Below are 20,302 nucleotides of genomic sequence, written 5' to 3'. Positions count from 1 at the left end.
CGACTTCACAAAACCACAAGCACTCACACCTATCGATTGTTCAGTTTGTTAAAGAGCAGGTACTTCTTACTTCGCTTTCACTCATCAACGTTTCCGTTGAGAGGTGCGCATTATACAGACCGTTTTAATTCAGTCAAGAGAAATTTTATTGCTAACTTCTCTGCACACCGCGCTGTTACTAGCGAGCCGCGCATTATACAGACCGTTTTTACTTGGTCAAGCGAAACATAAAATCTTTTGTTTCACCCTGTTTTGCACTGCCGCTTTCTCAAGCGAGCCGCGCATTCTACAGACCAAATTTATTTGGTCAAGGGAAATTTTCTACCGCTTAATTTCCTGCCCGACGTCGCCGTTGAAGCGAGCCGCGCATTCTACGGATTAGCCGAGAGGCGTCAATACCCCATCAGCGATTATTACAAATTATTTACAATTACCCGCGATTAATTGTAATGCGGGCGAATTTTCGCTTACCGACTTGCGCAACCACCGTTACGCCAGCCCCCAGTTGTAGAGCCTTATCTTCAACCTTCTCGCTATCTAGCTTAACCCCCCCCTGCTCGATCATGCGCAAAGCCTCGGAGGTGCTTGAGACTAGGCCAGCCTGCTTCAGCAAGGCAGCAATACTTATATTATCTTGCTCGAGAACGATACTGACCTCAGGTACATCATCGGGTATTCCACCTTTGGAGCGCAAAGAGAAATCTGCCAACGCCTGCTCTGCTGCTTCGGCAGAATGGAAACGGGTGACCAGCTCCTGGGCAAACCTTACCTTTATATTGCGAGGATTTTCACCCGCTTCTACCGACTGCTTCCAGGATGCAATGGTTTCCATGGACTCAAACGACAGCAACTCTATATAACGCCACATCAAGGTATCGGATATGGACATCAATTTACTGAAGATGTCGTTTGCTGGCTCAGCTATACCTATATAGTTGCCGAGTGACTTGGACATTTTATTGACGCCATCAAGCCCCTCCAGCAAAGGCATGGTCAACACGCATTGCGGCGACTGGCCATAATGCTTTTGCAATTCACGCCCCATTAGCAGGTTGAATTTCTGATCCGTACCGCCGAGCTCCAGATCCGCTTTCAGCTCCACCGAGTCATATCCCTGCAATAAAGGATAGAGGAACTCATGAATAGCGATGGGCTGATTATTCTTATATCGCTTGCTGAAATCATCGCGCTCCAGCATGCGGGCAACAGTATGTGTCGCCGCCAGCTTTAACATGCCGGCAGCCCCTAGCTGACTGATCCAGGCAGAGTTAAACACTACTTCGGTTTGCTCCGGCTTTAATATCTTGAAAACCTGTGCTTCATACGATTTGGCATTTTCCTGAACCTGCTCAGCCGTCAGCGGTGGGCGGGTAGCGCTCTTACCGGTAGGGTCGCCAATCATTCCAGTGAAATCGCCTATCAAGAAGAGCACGTGATGCCCAAGCTCTTGCAACTGACGCAATTTGTTAAGCAAGACCGTATGCCCGAGATGCAAATCGGGCGCGGTCGGGTCAAACCCTGCCTTTATCCGCAAAGGTCGACCCAGCTTGAGCTTTTCTACCAACTCCTGCTCAATCAACAATTCATCGCATCCGCGCTTGATCAGCGCCAAATCTTCATTTAAAGCACGCATTCTTTGTTATCTTTCATGCCTTTGGCATTTTGCCTTCACCAGGAATAGGTTTTCTGTTAGCATCCCCTATCCCTATCATGTATTTGAGGTAGCTCCAGTGCAGCGAAGCGAACCTAGCTCCAAACCCGGCATTTTATCGCAAAACCGCAGATTTAAAGAACGAAAGCTACGCCTCCGCTGGTTATTGGCCTTTTCAAGCCTTCCTCTATTCGGCATTTTCACGGCATTCGGTATCGCTCCACAAACCTCGGTGCAAGACATCAACATCCATACCGTGGTCGAGAATATTGAGCTTCCCGAGACAATTGCGCCACTGGTGCAAGTCGATGCGCAAAACAGTTCATTCTGGCAAGCAGACCAGATCCGGCGCGACGACACCCTCGCCAGCCTGCTTTCTCGGCTCAATATCACAAATGATGATGCCATTGAATTCCTCAAACGCAACCCTGATGCCAGAGCCTTGGCAACACAACTGCGCCCAGGCAGATCCATTCAGGCACAAACTAATCAGGATGGTCAGCTATTAAAGCTGCAATACCAGACTGACAACAACTCGACCCTGCATGTAGAACTAACCGCCAACGGCTATGAAGCTCATGTCGCTGAAACAGTGATGGAAACTCATTCTGTCCTCAAATCAGCCGAAATTAAAAGCTCGCTGTTCGGCGCTACAGATGAAGCTGGGATTCCTGATGCTATTGCCATTCAGCTGGCCGAGATATTTTCCTCTGACATCGACTTTCACAGTGATCTGCGCCGCGGTGACCGCTTTGTTGTAGTGTACGAAGCGAGCTACTGGAATGGAGAACTGGCGCGCACCGGCCAAGTCCTGGCTGCTGAATTCATCAATAACGGCAAAACATATCGTGCCGTGAGGTATCGCACCCCCGAAGGTCAGGTCAGTTACTACACTCCTGAAGGCAAAAGCCTGCACAAGTCCTTCCTGCGTTCTCCATTAGAGTTCAGCCGCATCAGTTCTGGTTTCAGCCTCGGTCGTTTCCATCCTATTCTCCAAAAAATGCGTGCGCATAAAGGAGTGGATTACGCGGCCCCCATTGGCACCCGTGTCAAGGCTTCCGCTGATGCTGTAGTGGATTTTGTTGGTGTTAAGAATGGCTATGGCAATGTTGTCGTGCTGCGCCATCAGAATGGCATCAGCACGGTGTATGGTCATTTATCGCGATTCGCCACAGGCCTGCACCGTGGCAGCAAGGTTAGTCAAGGCGACATCATTGCCTATGTCGGCATGACAGGCTTGGCAACAGGCCCGCACCTACACTATGAATTTCTACTGAACGGTCAGCACCGTGATCCGCTAACAGTGGCTTTACCCAACGCGGTTCCCATTGCCCCAAAATACAAGGCTGACTTTATAGCAAACAGCAGCAAACTGGTTGCCCAGTTACAGCTTCTGATCAGAAGCAACCTTGCATCTCTCGAGTAATCTCTTTAATGGATCACCATCGCACAGGCTCAAGTGAATACGATATTCACTTGAGCATCTTCTAGTTCTATGTCAACCGAGCTTTATATCGGCATGATGTCCGGCACCAGCATGGACGGCGTCGATGCCGTTATTGCGGAGCTTGATGAAAAGAGCTGCCATGTCCGGCACACCTACTCCATTCCGTACTCCGCAGAACTACGGGCCGAGTTACTGAATTTACATAGTCCTGCACACAATGAGTTGGAACTGGCAGCAAGCGCAGCCAATCGGCTAGCGCATCTTTACGCGGAGACGGTGCGGGCCTTGCTGGCGAGTGCCTACGTCGATAAATCGCGAATCCGTGCGATTGGATGTCATGGCCAAACCATTCGCCATCGTCCTGAATTGGGGTTTACCCTGCAACTGGGCAACGCCGCCTTGCTGGCTGAGTTACTGGATATGACGGTCATTGCCGACTTTCGGAGCCGTGATGTTGCCGCAGGAGGGCAAGGGGCACCTTTAGTACCGGCATTTCATCAAGCCGTGTTTGCACATCCACAAGCCAATCGCGCCGTGATTAATATTGGTGGCATTGCGAATATCACTGATCTGCCAAGCGCAGGCGTGGTAAGAGGCTTCGACTCAGGTCCCGGCAATATGCTGATGGATGCCTGGATAGAGAGACATCAAAATAAACGATATGACGCAGAAGGTCGATGGGCATCAACAGGTGTAGTTATCGAAAAACTGCTCCACCAATGGCTACAGTATCCCTATTTTAGTGCATCGCCTCCCAAAAGCACTGGCAGAGACAGCTTTAATATGGCCTGGCTAGAGCAACATCTGGAGAAAGGATATGCGCCGGAGGATGTACAGCGCACTCTGCTTGAATTAACCGCACAGAGCATTGCAACGGCCGTTACCGAATTTTGTGACAACGTGGATGAGGCTTATTTATGTGGAGGCGGAGCGCACAACAGCCTTCTGCTGGAACGCCTGCAGGGCCTCCTACCCGCCATCAAGATCCGTCTGAGTGATAGCTTGGGAATCGGCGTGAACTGGGTTGAGGCAGCGGCCTTTGCCTGGCTTGCACAGCAATGTGTGGAAGGCAAGCCCGCCAATCTACCATCAGTAACAGGAGCCAAGGGCGCGCGTATTCTGGGCGCGATTTATGCTAGGTAATTTGGCATTCACCGCCGCATTCACTAAAATACAAAAATGACTATGACAAAGCCCACCAAAGTAACACTCACTTTTGACAATGGCACACCTCCAATTGAATTGCCCGTAGTATCAGGCAATCTTGGTAGCGACGTCATTGATATTCGCAATCTTGGCAAGCACGGTATTTTCACTTACGACCCGGGCTTTTTATCGACAGCCTCTTGCAGTTCAAATATCACCTTTATTGATGGCGATGAAGGCCTGCTCTACTATCGCGGTTACCCCATCGAGCAACTGGCAAAAAATTGCGATTTTCTTGAAGTGTCTTATCTACTCATGCATGGGGAATTACCCGATGCCGCGCAGAAAAAATCATTTACTGACAGTATTGCGCAACACACCATGCTGCATGACCAGCTGACCAACGTTTTCCGCGGTTTCCGTCGTGATGCCCACCCGATGGCCGTAATGGTCGGTGTCGTTGGTTCCATGTCCGCGTTTTACCACGACGCCATGGATGTCAAAGACCCGCACAGCCGTAAAATTTCTGCCTATCGCCTGTTATCCAAGGTGCCCACCATCGCCGCCTGGAGCTACAAGTACAATATAGGTGAACCTTTCATGTATCCGCAAAATCGCTTCAATTTTGCGGAAAATTTCATGCACATGATGTTTGCAACCCCATGTGAGACCTATGAACCGAACCCAATTCTCGCAAAAGCATTTGATCGCATCCTGATTCTGCATGCGGATCATGAACAGAACGCCTCAACCTCCACAGTGCGCTTGGCAGGCTCCAGCGGAGCCAATCCGTTCGCTTGTATTGCTGCAGGGATTGCATCGCTCTGGGGACCCGCGCATGGCGGCGCAAACGAAGCCACCTTGAATATGCTGGAAGAAATTGGCGATGTAAGCCGGATTGGTGAATTCATCAACCGTGCCAAGGATAAATCGGATTCTTTCCGACTAATGGGTTTTGGTCATCGCGTCTATCGCAATATGGATCCACGTGCGGCCATCATGCGTGAAACCTGCCATCAAGTGCTGGATGAACTTGGCCTGCATGATGATCCGATGTTCAAACTGGCACTCAAGCTGGAACAAATCGCGCTGGAAGATGAGTATTTTGTCAGCCGTCGACTTTATCCCAATGTGGACTTCTATTCCGGTATCGTCATGCGCGCCATGGGCATTCCAAACTCCATGTTCACCGCGATTTTTGCCTTGGCTCGTACCGCTGGCTGGGTATCGCAATGGAACGAGATGATGTCGGATCCGGAAGCCAAGATCGGGCGGCCACGTCAACTTTACACAGGCTCAACCCGTCGCGATTTTGTGCCCATTGACCAGCGTTAACTGATAGTAGCACCCAATAAAAAAAGGAGCCGATGGCTCCTTTTTTTATTGATTGAAGATTATCTGGCTTGTGGCTTGGTCCAGTTAATCAACTTTCATTTATACCGAGAAAGACGAACCGCAACCGCAAGTAGTCGTCGCATTCGGATTGCGAATGACGAACTGTGAACCCTGCAGGCTATCCTGATAATCAATCTCGGCACCGGTCAGATATTGCAGACTCATAGGATCGATTAGCAGTGTCACGGTATCTTTCTGAACCTGGGTGTCGTCTTCGTTCACCGTATCTTCAAAAGTAAAACCATACTGGAAACCAGAGCAGCCGCCGCCACTAACAAAAACGCGCAGCTTGAGGTCTGGCGAGCCCTCCTCTTCAATCAACTCCTTCACTTTCTTGGCAGCGTTGTCCGTGAAGACCAATGGGCTTGGCATTTCAGTAATCGCATTCATTTTTCACACTCCTTAAATTCTTAATAAAATCATTATCCTGCTGACTTGCTGACAGGTCAATCATCCAGCGTTTTATTGTTTTCTACCTTGGATGCATTGGCATCACCCAAATACACAAGCTTGCCTTCAATCACGGCACCGGTATGCATTTCAAGGGTCTGATAGTGCACATCACCCACAATCCGCGATTTACTCTGCAATTCCAAATAGTGGCTGGCATGAACAGGACCACTCACCTTGCCATTCAGAACAGCATGCGACACCGTAATAGATCCCTCAACACTGCCATGCTCGCTTAAGACCAAGGTACAAGCGCTGGCATCTGCTTCGGTGACATCACCTTTGACTTTTCCATCAACGCGCAGGCCCCCATTAAATGTGATATTACCCTCGATACTGGACTCTACTCCGATCAAGGTATCAATTCGGCTTTGCGGCTTATTCTTGTTTCTGGAAAACATCATGACCCTTTCATGGCTGAGTATTCGCTATTGAGCAGGAATCTCTACCTTTTCGCTTATGTTGGTACGACCTGTACCTTTTTCAACAAACTCCAGCAATAAATATGCAGGTTTGACATCCACAGGTAAAGAAAATTTACCGTCTACTTGCTGATAATATTTAAAACTCAGATCCTGTTTAAGATTGGCACTGCCCTGTATCGCGACAGGTTGAGGCTGAACCTCACCCACAGGAATACCGTATAGGGTAAGCGTCAGATTACCGTCTGTGACTTTATCATGGTTACCTGCCTGCATAATCAGAATGTGATAGTCATAATCACTATTGCCCAAGGCTTTATTCACCTTGAACGTATGGAGCCGTATCTCACGCAAGCCCTTGCGTTCATTAAAGATATTTTGATAAAAAGCAATATCTTCCTTGAGCCGCATAGTCTCTGTCTGCACTCTCTCCAACTCACGCGACAAATTCATTTGGGCAGCTCTCTCTACCTGCAATTGTCGCTCCGCCTGCACGAGTTTGAACTGCACAACTTGATTGCGCGCATCTACATTCGCTATTTTTTGATGCATACCGCGCAACTGACTGCCAGAAAATTGCATATAAGCCGCACCATAGCCCAGAAGAAGGGCGAAAAAAGCAGCTAACGGTAACCAATACCAGGCAAAATGCGCGCGTACAGCAACACGATGCGCTGTCGCGCCAAAATGTCGACGTAATCTGCGCTTGACTGATCGCATTGTTAAGGCAGCAAAGGGACGATTTCCAGCCCCATGTTCTCTGCGAAGCCAAACATGATGTTCATGTTTTGCACAGCCTGCCCAGCTGCGCCCTTCACAAGGTTATCGATGACGGATAACACCACCACAGTATCTCCATTCTGAGGCCTATGCACTGCAAGCCGGCACTGGTTGGAGCCTCTCACCGACCGAGTCTCCGGATGGGCTCCCTTGGGCAGGACATCCACAAAGCGCTCATTGACATAGCGTTGCTCAAACAGACTTTGCAAATCAACGTCTTTACTCAGCCGGGCATAAAGGGTGGCATGAATACCCCGTATCAAAGGCGTCAGATGCGGAACAAAGGTCAACCCCACTGGCTCACCTGCCATATTGCTCAGGCCCTGGCTGATTTCCGGCAAGTGACGATGTCCCGCTACACCATAAGCCTTGAAATTGTCACCCGCTTCAGCAAACAGAATATGGGTTTCTGCTTTGCGGCCCGCGCCACTCACACCGGATTTGGTATCAGCAATCAAATACTGCGGATCGACCAGACCCGCCTCAAGTAGTGGCATAAATCCAAGCTGCACAGCCGTTGGATAACATCCAGGGTTAGCTACCAGCTGCGCACCCTTGATTTGCTCACGATTCATCTCCGGCAAACCATACACCGCCTGTGACAGAAGCTCCGGACAGGCATGGGTCATGCCATACCATTTTTCCCAGGTGGCCACATCCTGAATGCGGAAATCTGCGGCGAGGTCGATAATGCGCACCCCCGCTGCAAGCAACTCCCTGGTTTGCTGCATGGCAATGCCATTCGGCGTCGCAAAAAAGACGAGATCACAGCTAGCCAGATCTGATTTAGCCGGATCACTAAAGCTCAAGTCGATATAGCCACGCAAGCTAGGAAACATGTCAGCCACAGGCAAACCGGCTTCCCCACGCGAAGTAATCACACTCAACTCCACCGATGGGTGGATCGCCAGTATTCTGAGCAACTCAACACCGGTGTAGCCGGTGCCGCCTACAATGCCTACCTTGATTTTAGATGTTTGCATGACCTGATTTCTATGAATAAAACGCCAGCTTAAGCTGGCTTTGTTGCGCTTATGGTATCAAAGCTTACTAGGCTCACCAAACCGATTAAGTGTGCGAAAAGCAAAAAGCCGCACAAGTGCGGCTTTTTGTACATGGTAAAGCAGTCCTGCTTAACGCTTGGAGAACTGTTTACGACGACGTGCTTTACGGAAGCCGACTTTCTTACGCTCAACTTCACGTGCATCGCGAGTCACGAAACCTGCCTTGGACAGGGCGCTCTTCAGCGCTGCATCGTAATCCACCAGTGCACGGGTAATGCCGTGGCGAACTGCACCGGCCTGACCAGACTCACCGCCGCCATCCACATTGACCATGATGTCAAAGCTGGCAACGTTATCGGTCAACTCCAGTGGCTGACGCACGATCATGCGTGAAGTCACGCGGGAGAAATACTGGTCAACAGGCTTGTCGTTAACAACGATATTGCCGCTGCCGGACTTAATGAAGACACGAGCTACCGAGCTTTTGCGGCGGCCAGTACCGTAGTTATATTTACCAATCATCGTTTATCCTTACGCTTGGCTTTGAATAGTCAAAGGTTGTGGCTGTTGTGCCGCGTGGTCATGCTTAGGACCAGCATACACCTTCAGCTTGCGGAACATGGCGTAGCCCAGAGGACCCTTGGGCAGCATGCCCTTAACAGCCTTTTCCAGCGCACGGCCAGGAAAGCGGTCTTGCATCTTGGCAAAGGTCGTGGTGGAAATACCGCCTGGGTAACCAGAGTGGCGATGGTACAGCTTGTCGCCTGCCTTGTTGCCGGTTACTTTGATCTTGTCGGCGTTAACCACGACAATGTAATCGCCCGTATCCACGTGCGGAGTGTAAATCGTTTTATGCTTGCCACGCAGACGGTGGGCAATCTCGCTGGCCAGTCGGCCCAGCACCAGATCCGTGGCATCTACCACGAACCAGTCGCGCTTTACTTCATGCGCTTTTGCAGAAAAGGTCTTCATCGGACAACCATTAATCGCTGAAAAAATTAAGAGGCGGATTTTATGTCACGCAAGTAACGCTTGTCAAACGATATATTGCGTTTGCTAGCGGTTTTATGACGAAAAATTAAGAGCATAACTTGCTGCCAGCCCGAAAAACACCACCGCACCTAACCAGTTATTGTGCAAAAACGCCTTGAAGCAGCGTGCTGGCTGACGCTCACGAATGAGCAGGTAGTGGTATACCGCGAGCATGGCGGCAATGGTCAAACCAAGATAATAAGGCCAGTTCAGACCATAGTGACGGCCTGCAAGGAGCAATATTCCGAGTAAGACCCCGTACGATAGCATAATGGCCGCCACATCCCTAGAACCAAAAAAAATGGCAGATGAGCGGATACCGATTTTCAAGTCATCCGCCCGATCCACCATGGCGTATTCCGTATCGTAGGCGATGGCCCAGAACACGTTTCCCAGTAGCAAAAGCCAGGCAATACCAGGAATGCTGCCAGTCTGTGCCGCATATGCCATGGGAATGCCAAAGCCGAACGCCACTCCGAGATAAGCCTGAGGAATCGCAATCACACGCTTGGTCAACGGGTAGCTGGCCGCCAGAAACAAGGCGGGAAAAGACAACAGCACGGTCAGCTTGTTTAATTGCATGACCAAAGCGAAAGCAACCAGACTTAATATCATCGCCAGCAATAATGCTTCCTTGACGCTGACCTCCCCCGTCGCCAACGGACGATGACGGGTGCGGGCGACATGCCCGTCAAAATTGCGATCCGCCATATCGTTCATGACACAGCCAGCGGCGCGCATCAACACCGTACCCAAGACAAACACCGCTAATACTTTCACATCTGGTTTGCCGGCACTGGCGAGCCACAGCGCCCACAGCGTGGGCCACAGCAGCAGCAGGATACCGATGGGTTTATCCATGCGCGTCAATCGCCAGTAGGCGCTACTCTTCTTCATTAGCCAGTTCATAATGTTAAAACCGAGGGTAAAAAAACTTCCGTGACCAAAATGGCGGAGCACTCAAGGTGAAAGACCGAGCGCCTTGCCCACACGTATGCCGGCTTATTGTGCAAATGCGCCACGGCTTGCCTGTATAGCGCATGCTGGGCCGTCAACTTGCGATAGCTTAATGGCGCACGACTCACCCGCGGATTGGAAAACAGCATGGAGCCCAGCGAACGGTTCCCCAATCGTCCGAGGCTACGCCAGGCGCCACGCAAACTGGATTGCGGCAACACACTGGACGCATAGACTGCTGGCTCGCCATTGCACAGCAAATGCACGTTTCGCATCAGGGAAGGATGCCGTGAAGAGATACCGAGCAACACGGCATCTTCCAGAGCAGGCAGTGCCTGCTTCAGGCCAAGCGTATGGACAGCGAATCTTGTGGAACGTGATTGCAAGCGTTGCGTCAGAGATGCCGTCTCGACTAGCCACGACCGATAGGGTCCGCTACCCACCGGTTGGCGCAACCAGTGCTGGCGTTGATGGGGGAAGGTGCGGACAATTCTCACGGCGCTATTATCGCAGGCTCAATCACACTTTGACCAATTCTTGCGCCTGATGCAGCCACCGCTGCAAATGCGCTTCGGCTGCCTGCGGGTGCTTTTGCAATAACCAGTCTGCCATGGCCTGAGCTTCTTCCAGCAACCCTGCATCCCGTTCCAGATCGGCAATCTTGAGCATGGGGGTGCCACTCTGGCGTATTCCCATGAACTCGCCAGGGCCCCGCAAATGCAAGTCCGCCTGGGCAATTTCGAACCCATCACTCGATTCATAAATAATCTTGAGTCGCGCACGCGCCGTTTCGGACAGCGGCGTCTGGTAAAGCAGAATGCAGGCACTACTGGCAGCCCCTCGCCCCACCCGACCCCGCAGCTGATGCAGTTGCGAAAGCCCCATGCGCTCCGCGTGCTCAATCACCATCAGGCTGGCATTCGGTACATCCACCCCGACTTCAATCACCGTCGTTGCCACCAGCAAGTGAATTTGATTGACGGCGAACGCTTGCATGACGGCCTGCTTGTCGGCCGGTTTCATGCGGCCATGCACCAACCCCACCTGCAACTCGGGAAACGCCTCTTGCAATGCCATATGGGTATCCACGGCAGTTTGCAGCTGCAAGGCTTCGCTTTCTTCGATCAAGGGGCAAACCCAATAGGCCTGCCTGCCCTGACTGCAAGCGGCACGCACCCGCTCGAACACTTCTTCACGGCGCGCGTCGGATACCAGCTTGGTCACCACCGGGGTTCTCCCGGGCGGCAGCTCATCAATCACCGACACATCCAGGTCAGCAAAATAGCTCATGGAAAGCGTACGCGGTATTGGCGTGGCACTCATCATCAGCTGATGCGGCTGTGCCCCCTTCTGCCGCAGCGCCAGACGTTGCTGCACACCAAAACGATGCTGCTCATCCACCACCACGAGGCCGAGCTTGGCAAACTGCACCTGGTCCTGAAACACGGCATGGGTCCCGATCACCAGTTGCGCCTCGCCACTGGCAATCGCGGCCAGCGCCTCTGCTCTTGCTTTTTTACCCTGGCTGCCGGCCACCCAGACCACGCGCACTGGGGCCACGCCAGCCGCCAGATTTTGTAGCCAGGCAGTTAGTTTATTGAAATGCTGCTCGGCGAGAATCTCGGTGGGCGCCATGATGGCCGCTTGCCAGCCATGCTCAATCGCCTGCAAGGCGGCCATGGCAGCCACGATGGTCTTGCCGCTACCGACATCGCCTTGCAACAGGCGCTGCATGGGATAAGAACGGCCTAGATCGTGCTGAATATCGGTAAATACATGCTGCTGCGCTGCCGTCAGGCCAAACGGCAGGGATTTCAATAGCGCCGAGACCAGCTTTTTGGAAGGCGGCATGGCAGGCGCGCCCAGACCACGACGACGGGCGTAATGCTTGCGCATGGAAATCTGCTGAGCCAGCAGCTCGTCAAATGCAAGACGTTGCCAAGCCGGTGTCGTTTTTTCCTGCAGGGCATGCTGGTCCGCATCGGGTGGCGGATAGTGCAACTGCAGCAAGCTTTGCTGAAAATCAGGCCAGACCTTGCCCTGATACACCTTGGCCGGCAGGAGTTCATCATGACTGCTCGTCTCCAGGGCCCGCCCTATCCATTTCCGCAGCGAAGACTGTGACAAGCCTGCCGTGGTCGGATAGACCGGCGTCAGGGTCTGCTTGACCGCAGCCCCCTCTCGCACCGGCTTGCACTGCGGGTGCACCATTTCATACCCGAAAAAGCCATTCCTCACTTCACCCAGCGCACGCAAGCGGTTGCCCTCTTTCAGCGCCGCTATCTGACTGGGGTAAAAATTGAGAAAGCGCAAGGTCAGGATGCCGCTCGCATCCTGCAATCTTGCAATCAGGGCCTTACGGGGTTTGTACTGAACTTCGGCATGAATAATCTCGCCTTCGACCTGCGCCTGCTCGCCAAGCCGCAGGTCGCGAATCGGCGATACACGCGTTTCATCCACATAGCGCAAAGGCAAATGCAGGACCAGGTCTTCAATGCTATGAATGCCCAGCTTGCGCAGCCCGCTTAGCACCGGCTGCGTGATGCCCTTGAGGTCTTGCAGCGGTTTCAGAGACTATCCTTGCCAGCGGAGAGGTTAAAGACTCAGGCGAGCACCATAACGGCATCGGCTTCCACCAGCGCACTGCGTGGCAGTGTCGCGACACCGACTGCCGCTCGCGCAGGATAAGGCTCACTGAAATACTCGGCCATGATGGAGTTCACCAGGGCAAAGTGACCGAGGTCCGTCAGAAAAATATTCAACTTCACGACATCCGCCAGAGAGCCACCAGCCGCTTCAGCCACAGCCTTGAGGTTGGTGAATACACGATGCACCTGTGCCTCGATACCCTCTACCAGTTCCATGCTGGCAGGGTCCAGGCCAATTTGCCCTGACAGGTAAACGGTACCATTGACCGCCACTGCCTGTGAATAAGTGCCGATCGCTTTGGGGGCGTGGTCGGTATGTATGATCTTTTTTGCCATGGTTTTCCTCAGGTCTTGGTTTTTAAGATATTGGGTTGCGGTGCGCGCCCGAGCCTTACTGTATGCGCTGCTCGGTGCCAGCTCCCTTGACGCGATTGATGCGCACCACGTCAGGAATCTTGCGGATACGCCGCATCAGCTCGGCCAGGTGGACGCGATTTTCTACCTGTACGGTGAAATGCATATTGGTGTAAGCACTGCTGTCTGACTCTTCCATGCTGACGTGATCAATATTGGAGCCCGCCTCGGCAATGGTAGACGCGATCTGCGCCAGCATGCCGCGCTGGTTGGCGACCACCAGCTTCAGATTCACATTGAACAGGCGCTTGCCATCCGGATCCCATTCGACATCCAGCCATTTTTCAGGGTCGACACGGAATTTGCGAATGGCCGGGCAATCATGCGTATGAATGACCAGCCCCTTATCCTTGTTGATAAAACCAAGGATGGGGTCGCCAGGAATCGGACGGCAGCATTGGGCAAACTGCACCGCCATGCCCTCGGAGCCGCGTATGGTGATGGTGCCCAGAGGTTTGTTGGTATGCTTGGCATGGCGCTCGCCCTGCTCTTCGCTCATCGCCAGCAGTTGATGCGCGACCATGACATTCAAGCGCTTGCCCAGGCCGATATCGGTCAGTATCTCTTCCTTGTTCTTGGCGCCGTAGTCACGCAGCAGCTTCTGCCAATGCGTGTCGTCGATCTTGGCGACATCGGCGTGCAGCGCGCGCAAGGCCTGGTTCAGCAAGCGCTCACCCAAGTGGGCAGATTCGGTCGTCTGCAAGGACTTGAGGAAGTGGCGGATATGCGCCCGCGCCTTGCCGGTGGCGACATAATTGAGCCAGGCCGGGTTGGGGTGCGCATGGGCGGCCGTGATGATTTCCACATGGTCGCCGTTATGCAGCTCGGTACGCAGCGGCGCCAGTTCCTGGTTGATCTTGACGGCTACGCAGCGGTTACCGATATCCGTATGCACGGCGTAGGCAAAGTCCACCGCCGTTGCGCCTTTGGGCAGCGCCATGATCTTGCCCTTGGGCGTAAACACATATACCTCATCCGGGAACAGGTCGACCTTGAAGTGCTCGAGAAACTCCAGGGAGTCCGTGCTTTCGCTCTGGATATCCAGCAAACGCTGCAGCCATTGGTGGGTCTGCTGCTGCAGTTCGGTCAGATGGGCGTCAGTCGTCTTGTACAGCCAGTGGGCCGCTACGCCCGCATCAGCAATGTTATGCATCTCGCGACTGCGTATCTGCACTTCAATCGGTGTGCCAAACGGGCCGAACAGCGTGGTGTGCAGCGACTGGTAGCCATTGGCCTTGGGGATCGCGATGTAATCCTTGAACTTGCCCGGGATAGGCTTATACAAACCGTGCAATACTCCCAGCGCCAGATAGCAGCTGGACAGATCCTTGACGATGATGCGAAAACCGTAAATGTCGTAGATCTGCGAAAAGGTCACGGTTTTACCGGTCATCTTGCGGTAAATACTGTAAAGATGCTTTTCACGCCCCGTCACCTCGGCTTCGATATGCATCTCGCCAAGGCGCTCGCGTATGGCATCCAGGATCTTGCCCACCACTTCCTTGCGATTGCCGCGCGCAGCCAGGATCGCCTTGGAGATGACCGAATAGCGCATGGGGTACAAATGCTTGAAGCTGAGATCTTCCAGCTCCTGGTAGATGGCATTCAGCCCCAGGCGATTGGCGATGGGAGCGTAAATTTCCAGGGTTTCGCGCGCGGTGCGACGACGCTTTTCCGGGTTCATCACCCCGAGCGTACTCATGTTGTGTAAGCGGTCAGCGAGCTTGACCAGAATGACTCGCACATCCTGCGACATCGCCAGCAGCATCTTGCGGAAGTTTTCCGCCTGGGCTTCGGTCTCGGTGCTGAACTTGATCTTGTCGAGCTTGGAGAGCCCATCTACCAGCTCGGCCACCTGCTTGCCAAAGCGCTCGCTCACCTCCTGGGTGGTGACGCCGGTATCTTCCACCACATCGTGCAACAGGGCGGCCACCAGCGTGGGCACATCCATGTGCAGTTCGGCCAGGATGCAGGCCACCGATACTGGATGCGTGATATAGGGCTCGCCGCTCTTGCGCAGCTGGCCGGTATGCGCCATATCGCTGAAGCGATATGCCGCCCAGACCTGTTCAATCTCTTCAGGCTTGAGGTAAACCCGCAAGCGCTGCGTCAGTAGCGAATCTTCGCTATCGGCGGGCAATAGGGGGGCTGCCACATGTTTCAGCGACTCTGCCGGACGTTTGGCTACCAATTTAGGCATGCTGACTCAACCACCTGTGACGATCCATTAAGCTTTTAAAGGGTTTTACCAAAAAAAAAGGCACCGATTGAACACACATAATGCCTTCAAACAGCGCCTTGCTTGATCTTCGGTGCATCTAGCACCGTATGTTGAACTTAGGCTTGGCCGCGGTTCAGCACTTCCAGACCGACCTTGCCGGATGCGATCTCGCGCAATGCCAGCACAGTAGGCTTGTCCTTCTGGCCATGGGTATTGACCAAAGGTTCCGAGCCGTTGGCCAATTGGCGTGAACGGTACGCTGCTACCAGCGTCAGTTGAAAGCGATTAGGGATTTTTTCGAGACAATCATCTACTGTCATGCGAGCCATGTGTTATTCCTCCGTATGATCTATATGAGTTTTTCCAGCAGATCCTGGTGTCGCAGCAACTGCTTTTCGCGCTGCAAACGCTGGGTGCGGATGATGGCGCGCAGATCATTTAGCGCCACCTCAAAATCGTCGTTAATTGTAACATAGTCGAACTCGACCACATGGCGCATCTCATCGCGCGCAGCCGCCAGCCGACGGGCGATCACCTCGGCGCTATCCTGCCCACGCCCGTGCAGGCGCTGTTCCAGCGCCTCCAGCGATGGCGGCAGAATAAAAATGCTGATGGCCTGCGGATAAAGACTGCGCACCTGGGCAGCGCCCTGCCAGTCAATCTCCAGAATCAGGTCATTGCCTTGCTTCAACACGCTTTCCACCCGGCTTTGCGATGTTCCATAGCGCGCACCATGCACATGCGCACTTTCCAGAAAGTCGCTGGCTTCCAGCATGCGCATGAATTCAGCCTCTTCCACAAAGTGATAGTGCACCCCGTCCACCTCGCCTGGTCGCGGCTTGCGGGTGGTGTACGACACCGACAGCTGAATCTGGCTGTCTGACGCCAGCAATTCGCGCACCAGACTGGTTTTACCCGCGCCAGATGCCGCGGTGATGATAAATAGATTGCCTGTCATGCTTGTGATTTCTTTTAAATGGTCTGCGCCGGTTGGCGGCGATTGCAAGATGGGCTGCCCGCTTCCGCGCCGCCCTTTCAAATGTGATTACTCGATATTTTGAATCTGTTCACGCATCTGTTCAATCAATACTTTGAGCGCCATCGCAGTTTGCGATACTTCGGTTGAAACCGACTTGGAACCCAGCGTATTCGCTTCGCGGTTCAGCTCCTGCATCAAAAAATCCAGACGCTTGCCGGCCGCGCCCTTGGCACCAAGAATGCGCTTCACCTCTTCAATATGCGCGGTGAGGCGTGTGAGCTCTTCGTCCACATCCACGCGTTGCGCAAACAGCACCAGCTCCTGCCGCACGCGCTCTTCGTCCACCGATTTCAGGGCATCCTGCAGCTTGGCCGTCAGGCGCTCCTGATAAGCCTTGATCTGCAATGGCAGCAGCGGCTTCACCTTGGCAACTTCGCGCTCCATCTCGGCCAGGCGCTCGTGGATCACCCCGGCCAGTTTGGCACCTTCACGCGCCCGCGCGGCGCTCATGTCCTGCAACACCTGCTCCAGAATCGCCTTGACCTGATCACCCAGTGCAGCCGTATCGATGCCATCGCTCATCACCACGCCGGGCCAACGCAGAATGTCAGCCACCGTCAAAGGCGCGCTAGCCGGCATGTGCTGCTGTACATCTGCAGAGAGTTTGGCCAGCTGCTGCACAATGCTGACATCAAGCTCGGCTTTTTTGGCAGCATCCTGACTGCGCATCAGGCTCATTCGGCATTCCACCTTGCCACGCCCGAGATGGGCTGCGATCAGTTCGCGTGCCATGGGTTCAAAGCTACGCAGGCTGTCATCCAGCTTCATGTGCAATTCAAGATAGCGATGATTGACAGAGCGCAACTCGATAATGAGAGTGCCGCCGCTGACCTCGCGCTCCAGCGAGGCAAATCCGGTCATACTGAATGTCATGGAAAATTCCTGGGGGAAATGAAGATTTTAAAGTTGGGGCATGGTATCAAATCCCGCCGGATTCATGCCAAAATAAGCTGGTGCCTCGCCGCGGCGGCGCATGGTTTATTGATGCGGATGTTGCGCATTTTTCATTCATGTCTCGGTCGACTCTTGGGATGTATCGTTCAGTATGCAGGCAACGCAAAACCAGTCTCTTCCCATTGGACACCCGCTACAGGACTATGTCATCAAGAAGGTTCTGAGCGCGGGTGGCTTCAGCGTGGTCTATCTGGCCGAGGATGCCAGCAAGAATACCGTCGCCATCAAGGAGTATCTTCCTACCGGTCTCGCCTTGCGCAGCGAAGGCAGCAAAGTGCAGATCAACTCCGCCGCTGCCTCTACCAATTTCAAGCACGGCCTCAAATGTTTTTTTGAGGAAGGGCGAGCACTCGCTACCATTGAACACCGCAATATTGTGCGGGTTGTGAATTTTTTCCGTGCCAACGATACCGTTTACATGGTCATGCAATACGAGCGTGGCAAAAGCTTGCAAGCCTCCATCCTCAACCAGCCGCAGCCATTGGGAGAGAATTTCATCCGCCGTGTCTTCTGCGAACTGCTGAATGGCTTGCGTGAAGTACATGCCCGCAAGCTGTTGCATCTGGACATCAAGCCCGCCAACATCTACATCCGGCTCGATGGCTCCCCTGTGCTACTCGATTTCGGCTCGGCCCGGCAAACATTATCCGCCACCCAGCCCAGCCTGCCGCCCAGCTATACACCCGGGTTTGCCTCGCCCGAGCAATACTTCGATAAAACCCTTCTCGGGCCATGGAGCGACATCTACAGTGTGGGTGCCAGCATGTATGCCTGTATCAGTCGCGGCACGCCGCCCGCAGCTGATGCCCGCCGCAAGGAAGACAAACTCATCCCCGCCGTCCGCCTTGGCAAAGCCCATTACTCGCCGGCACTGCTGGAGATTATTGATCGTTGCCTGGCGATAGACCACATGCAGCGTCCGCAAAGTGTGCTGACCCTGCAAAAAATGCTGGCGGAGAATATTCCCAGCGCACCACCTGCTAAAGCCGGGCTGATGGACAAGCTACGCCAGTACTTGCGACCAGACACATGAAATTCAGTATTTACCAAAGCAGTCGCAAAGGGCCGCGCGCGCATAATCAGGACAGGCTAGCTTATGCTTACAGCCGCGATGCCGTGCTGATGGTGCTGGCCGATGGCATGGGCGGCCATCGCCACGGGGAAGTGGCCGCTCGCCTAGCCGTCAAAACCCTGACCGAAGATTTCAAAAAAAGAGCGGTTGACCTTTTACCCCACCCAGGTCGTTACCTGATGGAGCAAATCCAGATCATTCATCAGGCCCTGCATCAGCTCAAGCACACCCAACATATGCTCGAGGCACCGTGCACCACCATCGTTGCCGCCATTATTCAGCAACACCGCCTGTATACCGCCCATGTGGGTGACTCCCGCCTCTATCATTTCCGCAGCGGGCGCAGCATTTACCACACGGAAGATCACTCCGTGGTGCAAAAGATGTTTCGCCAGGGCCTGCTGCATCGCGATGAGATGGCGCGTCATCCTGAGCGTCACAAAATCTATAACTGCCTGGGCAGCAGCCATGCGCCCAAAATCGAGCTGACGCCCCCGCGCAAGCTGATGGATGGCGATATCCTGTTGCTATGCTCGGATGGCCTGTGGTCAGGCTTGAGCGAAGAACAGATGGCCGAGATGATTTACCAGCATCCGGTCGACATCGCCATTCCCAAGATGCTGGAAACTGCCGAGGAGCAAAACGGCAGTGAAGGAGACAACGCCAGTGCCATCGGGCTGCGTCTGGGCCAAGCCGAGCTGATGCTGTCCTCCAATGACATGGCGATGGGAGCGATTACCACCATCCTGAATCCCGTCACCGAAAATTCAAGCCAGACCGAAGATGTCGAGCTGAGCGAAGCGCAGATCGACCTGGCCATTGCCGAGATACAGGCCGCCATTGCCAAAACGCGCAGCTAGCCTGCAGTGCAGCAGCCGTTTCACGTGGAACCCGGCATTATTGAATTCAACACGACTGGCTTATAATCAGGGTTTTGACAGAGCGAAACCATCATGCGCCCCAGCCAGCGAGAAACCCACCAGCTACGCCCCATTGAAATCATCCGGCACTATACCAAGCATGCCGAGGGCTCGGTACTGATCAGGTTTGGCGATACCCATGTGCTGTGCACCGCCAGCGTCGACGAAAAAGTACCCGGGTTTTTGCGCGGCAAAAATCAGGGCTGGGTGACAGCAGAGTACGGCATGCTGCCCCGCTCTACCGGCAGCCGCATGGACCGCGAAGCGGCACGCGGCAAGCAGAGTGGGCGCACACAAGAGATTCAGCGCCTGATTGGCCGCTCCCTGCGTGCCATCATCGATCTGGAAAAGCTGGGCGAGCGCAGCATACAGATTGACTGTGATGTGATTCAGGCTGACGGCGGCACCCGCACCGCCAGCATCACCGGCGCCTATGTTGCCCTACATGATGCCATCAGCCGTTTGCTGGCGCAGGGCCTGATCACCGAATCGCCTTTGCGCGATTCCGTCGCCGCCGTGTCGGTAGGCGTTTACCAGGGCACACCGGTGCTGGACCTCGACTATATTGAAGACTCCGACTGCGATACCGACATGAATGTCGTGATGACCGGCAGCGGTGGTTATGTGGAAATCCAGGGCACGGCAGAAGGGGTGCCATTTCAGCGTGCCGATATGGATCGCATGCTGGATCTCGCCGCCGCAGGCATACGTGAGCTGACCAGCCTGCAAGCCAAGGCGCTGGGCTTGTAA

At 53.7% G+C, this 20,302-nt stretch carries 21 protein-coding genes; 6 read left to right on the top strand and 15 right to left on the bottom strand.

Annotated features, from left to right (window positions below; genetic code table 11):
- Positions 1-430: 430 nt before the first annotated feature.
- On the bottom strand, positions 431-1,633 hold the full coding sequence (tyrS, locus tag LG203_RS14290) for a tyrosine--tRNA ligase (RefSeq protein WP_230346367.1): 1,203 nt from the start codon (positions 1,631-1,633) through the stop codon (positions 431-433).
- A 97-nt stretch (positions 1,634-1,730) separates the two neighbouring features.
- Here tyrS and LG203_RS14285 point away from each other — a divergent pair, with 97 nt between their 5' ends.
- From LG203_RS14285 to gltA, 3 genes are all read left to right on the top strand, one after another.
- Positions 1,731-3,077, top strand: a complete 1,347-nt coding sequence (locus tag LG203_RS14285; RefSeq protein WP_230346389.1) for an OapA family protein — start codon at positions 1,731-1,733, stop codon at positions 3,075-3,077.
- A gap of 69 nt (positions 3,078-3,146) precedes the next feature.
- Positions 3,147-4,241, top strand: coding sequence for an anhydro-N-acetylmuramic acid kinase (locus LG203_RS14280; RefSeq protein WP_230346366.1), 1,095 nt, complete (start codon positions 3,147-3,149; stop codon positions 4,239-4,241).
- Positions 4,242-4,283: 42 nt separating this feature from the next.
- On the top strand, positions 4,284-5,579 hold the full coding sequence (gene gltA, locus LG203_RS14275) for a citrate synthase (RefSeq protein WP_407665410.1): 1,296 nt from the start codon (positions 4,284-4,286) through the stop codon (positions 5,577-5,579).
- 99 nt (positions 5,580-5,678) lie between these two features.
- On the opposite strand, the gene erpA is transcribed toward gltA, so the two are convergent.
- The 14 genes from erpA to LG203_RS14205 all read right to left on the bottom strand — a co-directional run bounded on the left by erpA (position 5,679) and on the right by LG203_RS14205 (position 17,479).
- Complete coding sequence (gene erpA, locus LG203_RS14270; protein ID WP_013440888.1) at positions 5,679-6,029, bottom strand: iron-sulfur cluster insertion protein ErpA; 351 nt, start codon at positions 6,027-6,029, stop codon at positions 5,679-5,681.
- A 56-nt stretch (positions 6,030-6,085) separates the two neighbouring features.
- Positions 6,086-6,490 (bottom strand): bactofilin family protein, encoded by a 405-nt coding sequence (locus LG203_RS14265; RefSeq protein WP_230346388.1) that lies wholly within the window; start codon positions 6,488-6,490, stop codon positions 6,086-6,088.
- Positions 6,491-6,517: 27 nt separating this feature from the next.
- Positions 6,518-7,231, bottom strand: coding sequence for a DUF6776 family protein (locus LG203_RS14260; protein WP_230346364.1), 714 nt, complete (start codon positions 7,229-7,231; stop codon positions 6,518-6,520).
- Between the two features lie 2 nt (positions 7,232-7,233).
- Complete coding sequence (argC, locus tag LG203_RS14255; RefSeq protein WP_230346363.1) at positions 7,234-8,274, bottom strand: N-acetyl-gamma-glutamyl-phosphate reductase; 1,041 nt, start codon at positions 8,272-8,274, stop codon at positions 7,234-7,236.
- Between the two features lie 150 nt (positions 8,275-8,424).
- Positions 8,425-8,817: a 30S ribosomal protein S9 gene (gene rpsI, locus LG203_RS14250; protein WP_013440884.1), complete on the bottom strand. Its 393-nt coding sequence runs from the start codon at positions 8,815-8,817 to the stop codon at positions 8,425-8,427.
- Between the two features lie 9 nt (positions 8,818-8,826).
- Positions 8,827-9,267 carry a 50S ribosomal protein L13 gene (rplM, locus tag LG203_RS14245; RefSeq protein WP_013440883.1) on the bottom strand — a complete coding sequence of 147 codons (441 nt, stop codon included), beginning with the start codon at positions 9,265-9,267 and terminating at the stop codon, positions 8,827-8,829.
- A 93-nt stretch (positions 9,268-9,360) separates the two neighbouring features.
- The gene (gene ubiA / locus LG203_RS14240; protein WP_230346362.1) at positions 9,361-10,236 is read right to left on the bottom strand and encodes a 4-hydroxybenzoate octaprenyltransferase; all 876 of its coding nucleotides are present in this window, start codon (positions 10,234-10,236) and stop codon (positions 9,361-9,363) included.
- Positions 10,233-10,781, bottom strand: coding sequence for a chorismate--pyruvate lyase family protein (locus LG203_RS14235; RefSeq protein ID WP_230346361.1), 549 nt, complete (start codon positions 10,779-10,781; stop codon positions 10,233-10,235). The genes ubiA and LG203_RS14235 overlap by 4 nt, the downstream gene beginning before the upstream one ends.
- Before the next feature lie 22 nt (positions 10,782-10,803).
- Positions 10,804-12,855 carry an ATP-dependent DNA helicase RecG gene (recG, locus tag LG203_RS14230; RefSeq protein WP_230346387.1) on the bottom strand — a complete coding sequence of 684 codons (2,052 nt, stop codon included), beginning with the start codon at positions 12,853-12,855 and terminating at the stop codon, positions 10,804-10,806.
- 32 nt (positions 12,856-12,887) lie between these two features.
- On the bottom strand, positions 12,888-13,268 hold the full coding sequence (locus tag LG203_RS14225; RefSeq protein ID WP_230346360.1) for a RidA family protein: 381 nt from the start codon (positions 13,266-13,268) through the stop codon (positions 12,888-12,890).
- A gap of 55 nt (positions 13,269-13,323) precedes the next feature.
- Positions 13,324-15,546, bottom strand: coding sequence for a RelA/SpoT family protein (locus tag LG203_RS14220; RefSeq protein WP_230346359.1), 2,223 nt, complete (start codon positions 15,544-15,546; stop codon positions 13,324-13,326).
- Positions 15,547-15,683: 137 nt separating this feature from the next.
- Entirely contained in the window at positions 15,684-15,896 is a 213-nt protein-coding gene (gene rpoZ / locus LG203_RS14215) for a DNA-directed RNA polymerase subunit omega (RefSeq protein ID WP_013440877.1), read from the bottom strand.
- Positions 15,897-15,916: 20 nt separating this feature from the next.
- Positions 15,917-16,525, bottom strand: a complete 609-nt coding sequence (gmk, locus tag LG203_RS14210) for a guanylate kinase (RefSeq protein ID WP_015829095.1) — start codon at positions 16,523-16,525, stop codon at positions 15,917-15,919.
- 87 nt (positions 16,526-16,612) lie between these two features.
- Complete coding sequence (locus LG203_RS14205) at positions 16,613-17,479, bottom strand: YicC/YloC family endoribonuclease (protein WP_230346358.1); 867 nt, start codon at positions 17,477-17,479, stop codon at positions 16,613-16,615.
- 172 nt (positions 17,480-17,651) lie between these two features.
- On the opposite strand from LG203_RS14205, the gene LG203_RS14200 reads away from it, so the two are divergent.
- The 3 genes from LG203_RS14200 (at position 17,652) to rph (ending at position 20,302) form a co-directional block, all read left to right on the top strand.
- Positions 17,652-18,593 carry a serine/threonine protein kinase gene (locus LG203_RS14200; RefSeq protein ID WP_230346357.1) on the top strand — a complete coding sequence of 314 codons (942 nt, stop codon included), beginning with the start codon at positions 17,652-17,654 and terminating at the stop codon, positions 18,591-18,593.
- Positions 18,590-19,492: a PP2C family protein-serine/threonine phosphatase gene (locus LG203_RS14195; protein WP_230346356.1), complete on the top strand. Its 903-nt coding sequence runs from the start codon at positions 18,590-18,592 to the stop codon at positions 19,490-19,492. Before LG203_RS14200 ends, LG203_RS14195 begins: the two co-directional genes overlap by 4 nt.
- A gap of 93 nt (positions 19,493-19,585) precedes the next feature.
- On the top strand, positions 19,586-20,302 hold the full coding sequence (gene rph, locus LG203_RS14190) for a ribonuclease PH (RefSeq protein WP_230346355.1): 717 nt from the start codon (positions 19,586-19,588) through the stop codon (positions 20,300-20,302).

Origin of the sequence: Methylovorus mays, assembly GCF_020531915.1 — a bacterium.
Lineage (GTDB): Bacteria > Pseudomonadota > Gammaproteobacteria > Burkholderiales > Methylophilaceae > Methylovorus > Methylovorus mays.
Note: the sequence above shows the minus strand (reverse complement) of the source record. Positions and strands in the feature narration are given on the sequence as shown.

Coding starts and splice junctions, on each gene's coding strand:
- tyrS (WP_230346367.1), bottom strand. CDS start 1,633: ATGCGTGCTTTAAATGAAGATTTGGCGCTGATCAAGCGCGGATGCGAT.
- LG203_RS14280 (WP_230346366.1), top strand. CDS start 3,147: ATGTCAACCGAGCTTTATATCGGCATGATGTCCGGCACCAGCATGGAC.
- gltA (WP_407665410.1), top strand. CDS start 4,284: ATGACAAAGCCCACCAAAGTAACACTCACTTTTGACAATGGCACACCT.
- erpA (WP_013440888.1), bottom strand. CDS start 6,029: ATGAATGCGATTACTGAAATGCCAAGCCCATTGGTCTTCACGGACAAC.
- LG203_RS14265 (WP_230346388.1), bottom strand. CDS start 6,490: ATGTTTTCCAGAAACAAGAATAAGCCGCAAAGCCGAATTGATACCTTG.
- LG203_RS14260 (WP_230346364.1), bottom strand. CDS start 7,231: ATGCGATCAGTCAAGCGCAGATTACGTCGACATTTTGGCGCGACAGCG.
- argC (WP_230346363.1), bottom strand. CDS start 8,274: ATGCAAACATCTAAAATCAAGGTAGGCATTGTAGGCGGCACCGGCTAC.
- rpsI (WP_013440884.1), bottom strand. CDS start 8,817: ATGATTGGTAAATATAACTACGGTACTGGCCGCCGCAAAAGCTCGGTA.
- rplM (WP_013440883.1), bottom strand. CDS start 9,267: ATGAAGACCTTTTCTGCAAAAGCGCATGAAGTAAAGCGCGACTGGTTC.
- ubiA (WP_230346362.1), bottom strand. CDS start 10,236: ATGAACTGGCTAATGAAGAAGAGTAGCGCCTACTGGCGATTGACGCGC.
- LG203_RS14225 (WP_230346360.1), bottom strand. CDS start 13,268: ATGGCAAAAAAGATCATACATACCGACCACGCCCCCAAAGCGATCGGC.
- LG203_RS14220 (WP_230346359.1), bottom strand. CDS start 15,546: ATGCCTAAATTGGTAGCCAAACGTCCGGCAGAGTCGCTGAAACATGTG.
- rpoZ (WP_013440877.1), bottom strand. CDS start 15,896: ATGGCTCGCATGACAGTAGATGATTGTCTCGAAAAAATCCCTAATCGC.
- gmk (WP_015829095.1), bottom strand. CDS start 16,525: ATGACAGGCAATCTATTTATCATCACCGCGGCATCTGGCGCGGGTAAA.
- LG203_RS14205 (WP_230346358.1), bottom strand. CDS start 17,479: ATGACATTCAGTATGACCGGATTTGCCTCGCTGGAGCGCGAGGTCAGC.
- LG203_RS14200 (WP_230346357.1), top strand. CDS start 17,652: ATGCAGGCAACGCAAAACCAGTCTCTTCCCATTGGACACCCGCTACAG.
- LG203_RS14195 (WP_230346356.1), top strand. CDS start 18,590: ATGAAATTCAGTATTTACCAAAGCAGTCGCAAAGGGCCGCGCGCGCAT.
- rph (WP_230346355.1), top strand. CDS start 19,586: ATGCGCCCCAGCCAGCGAGAAACCCACCAGCTACGCCCCATTGAAATC.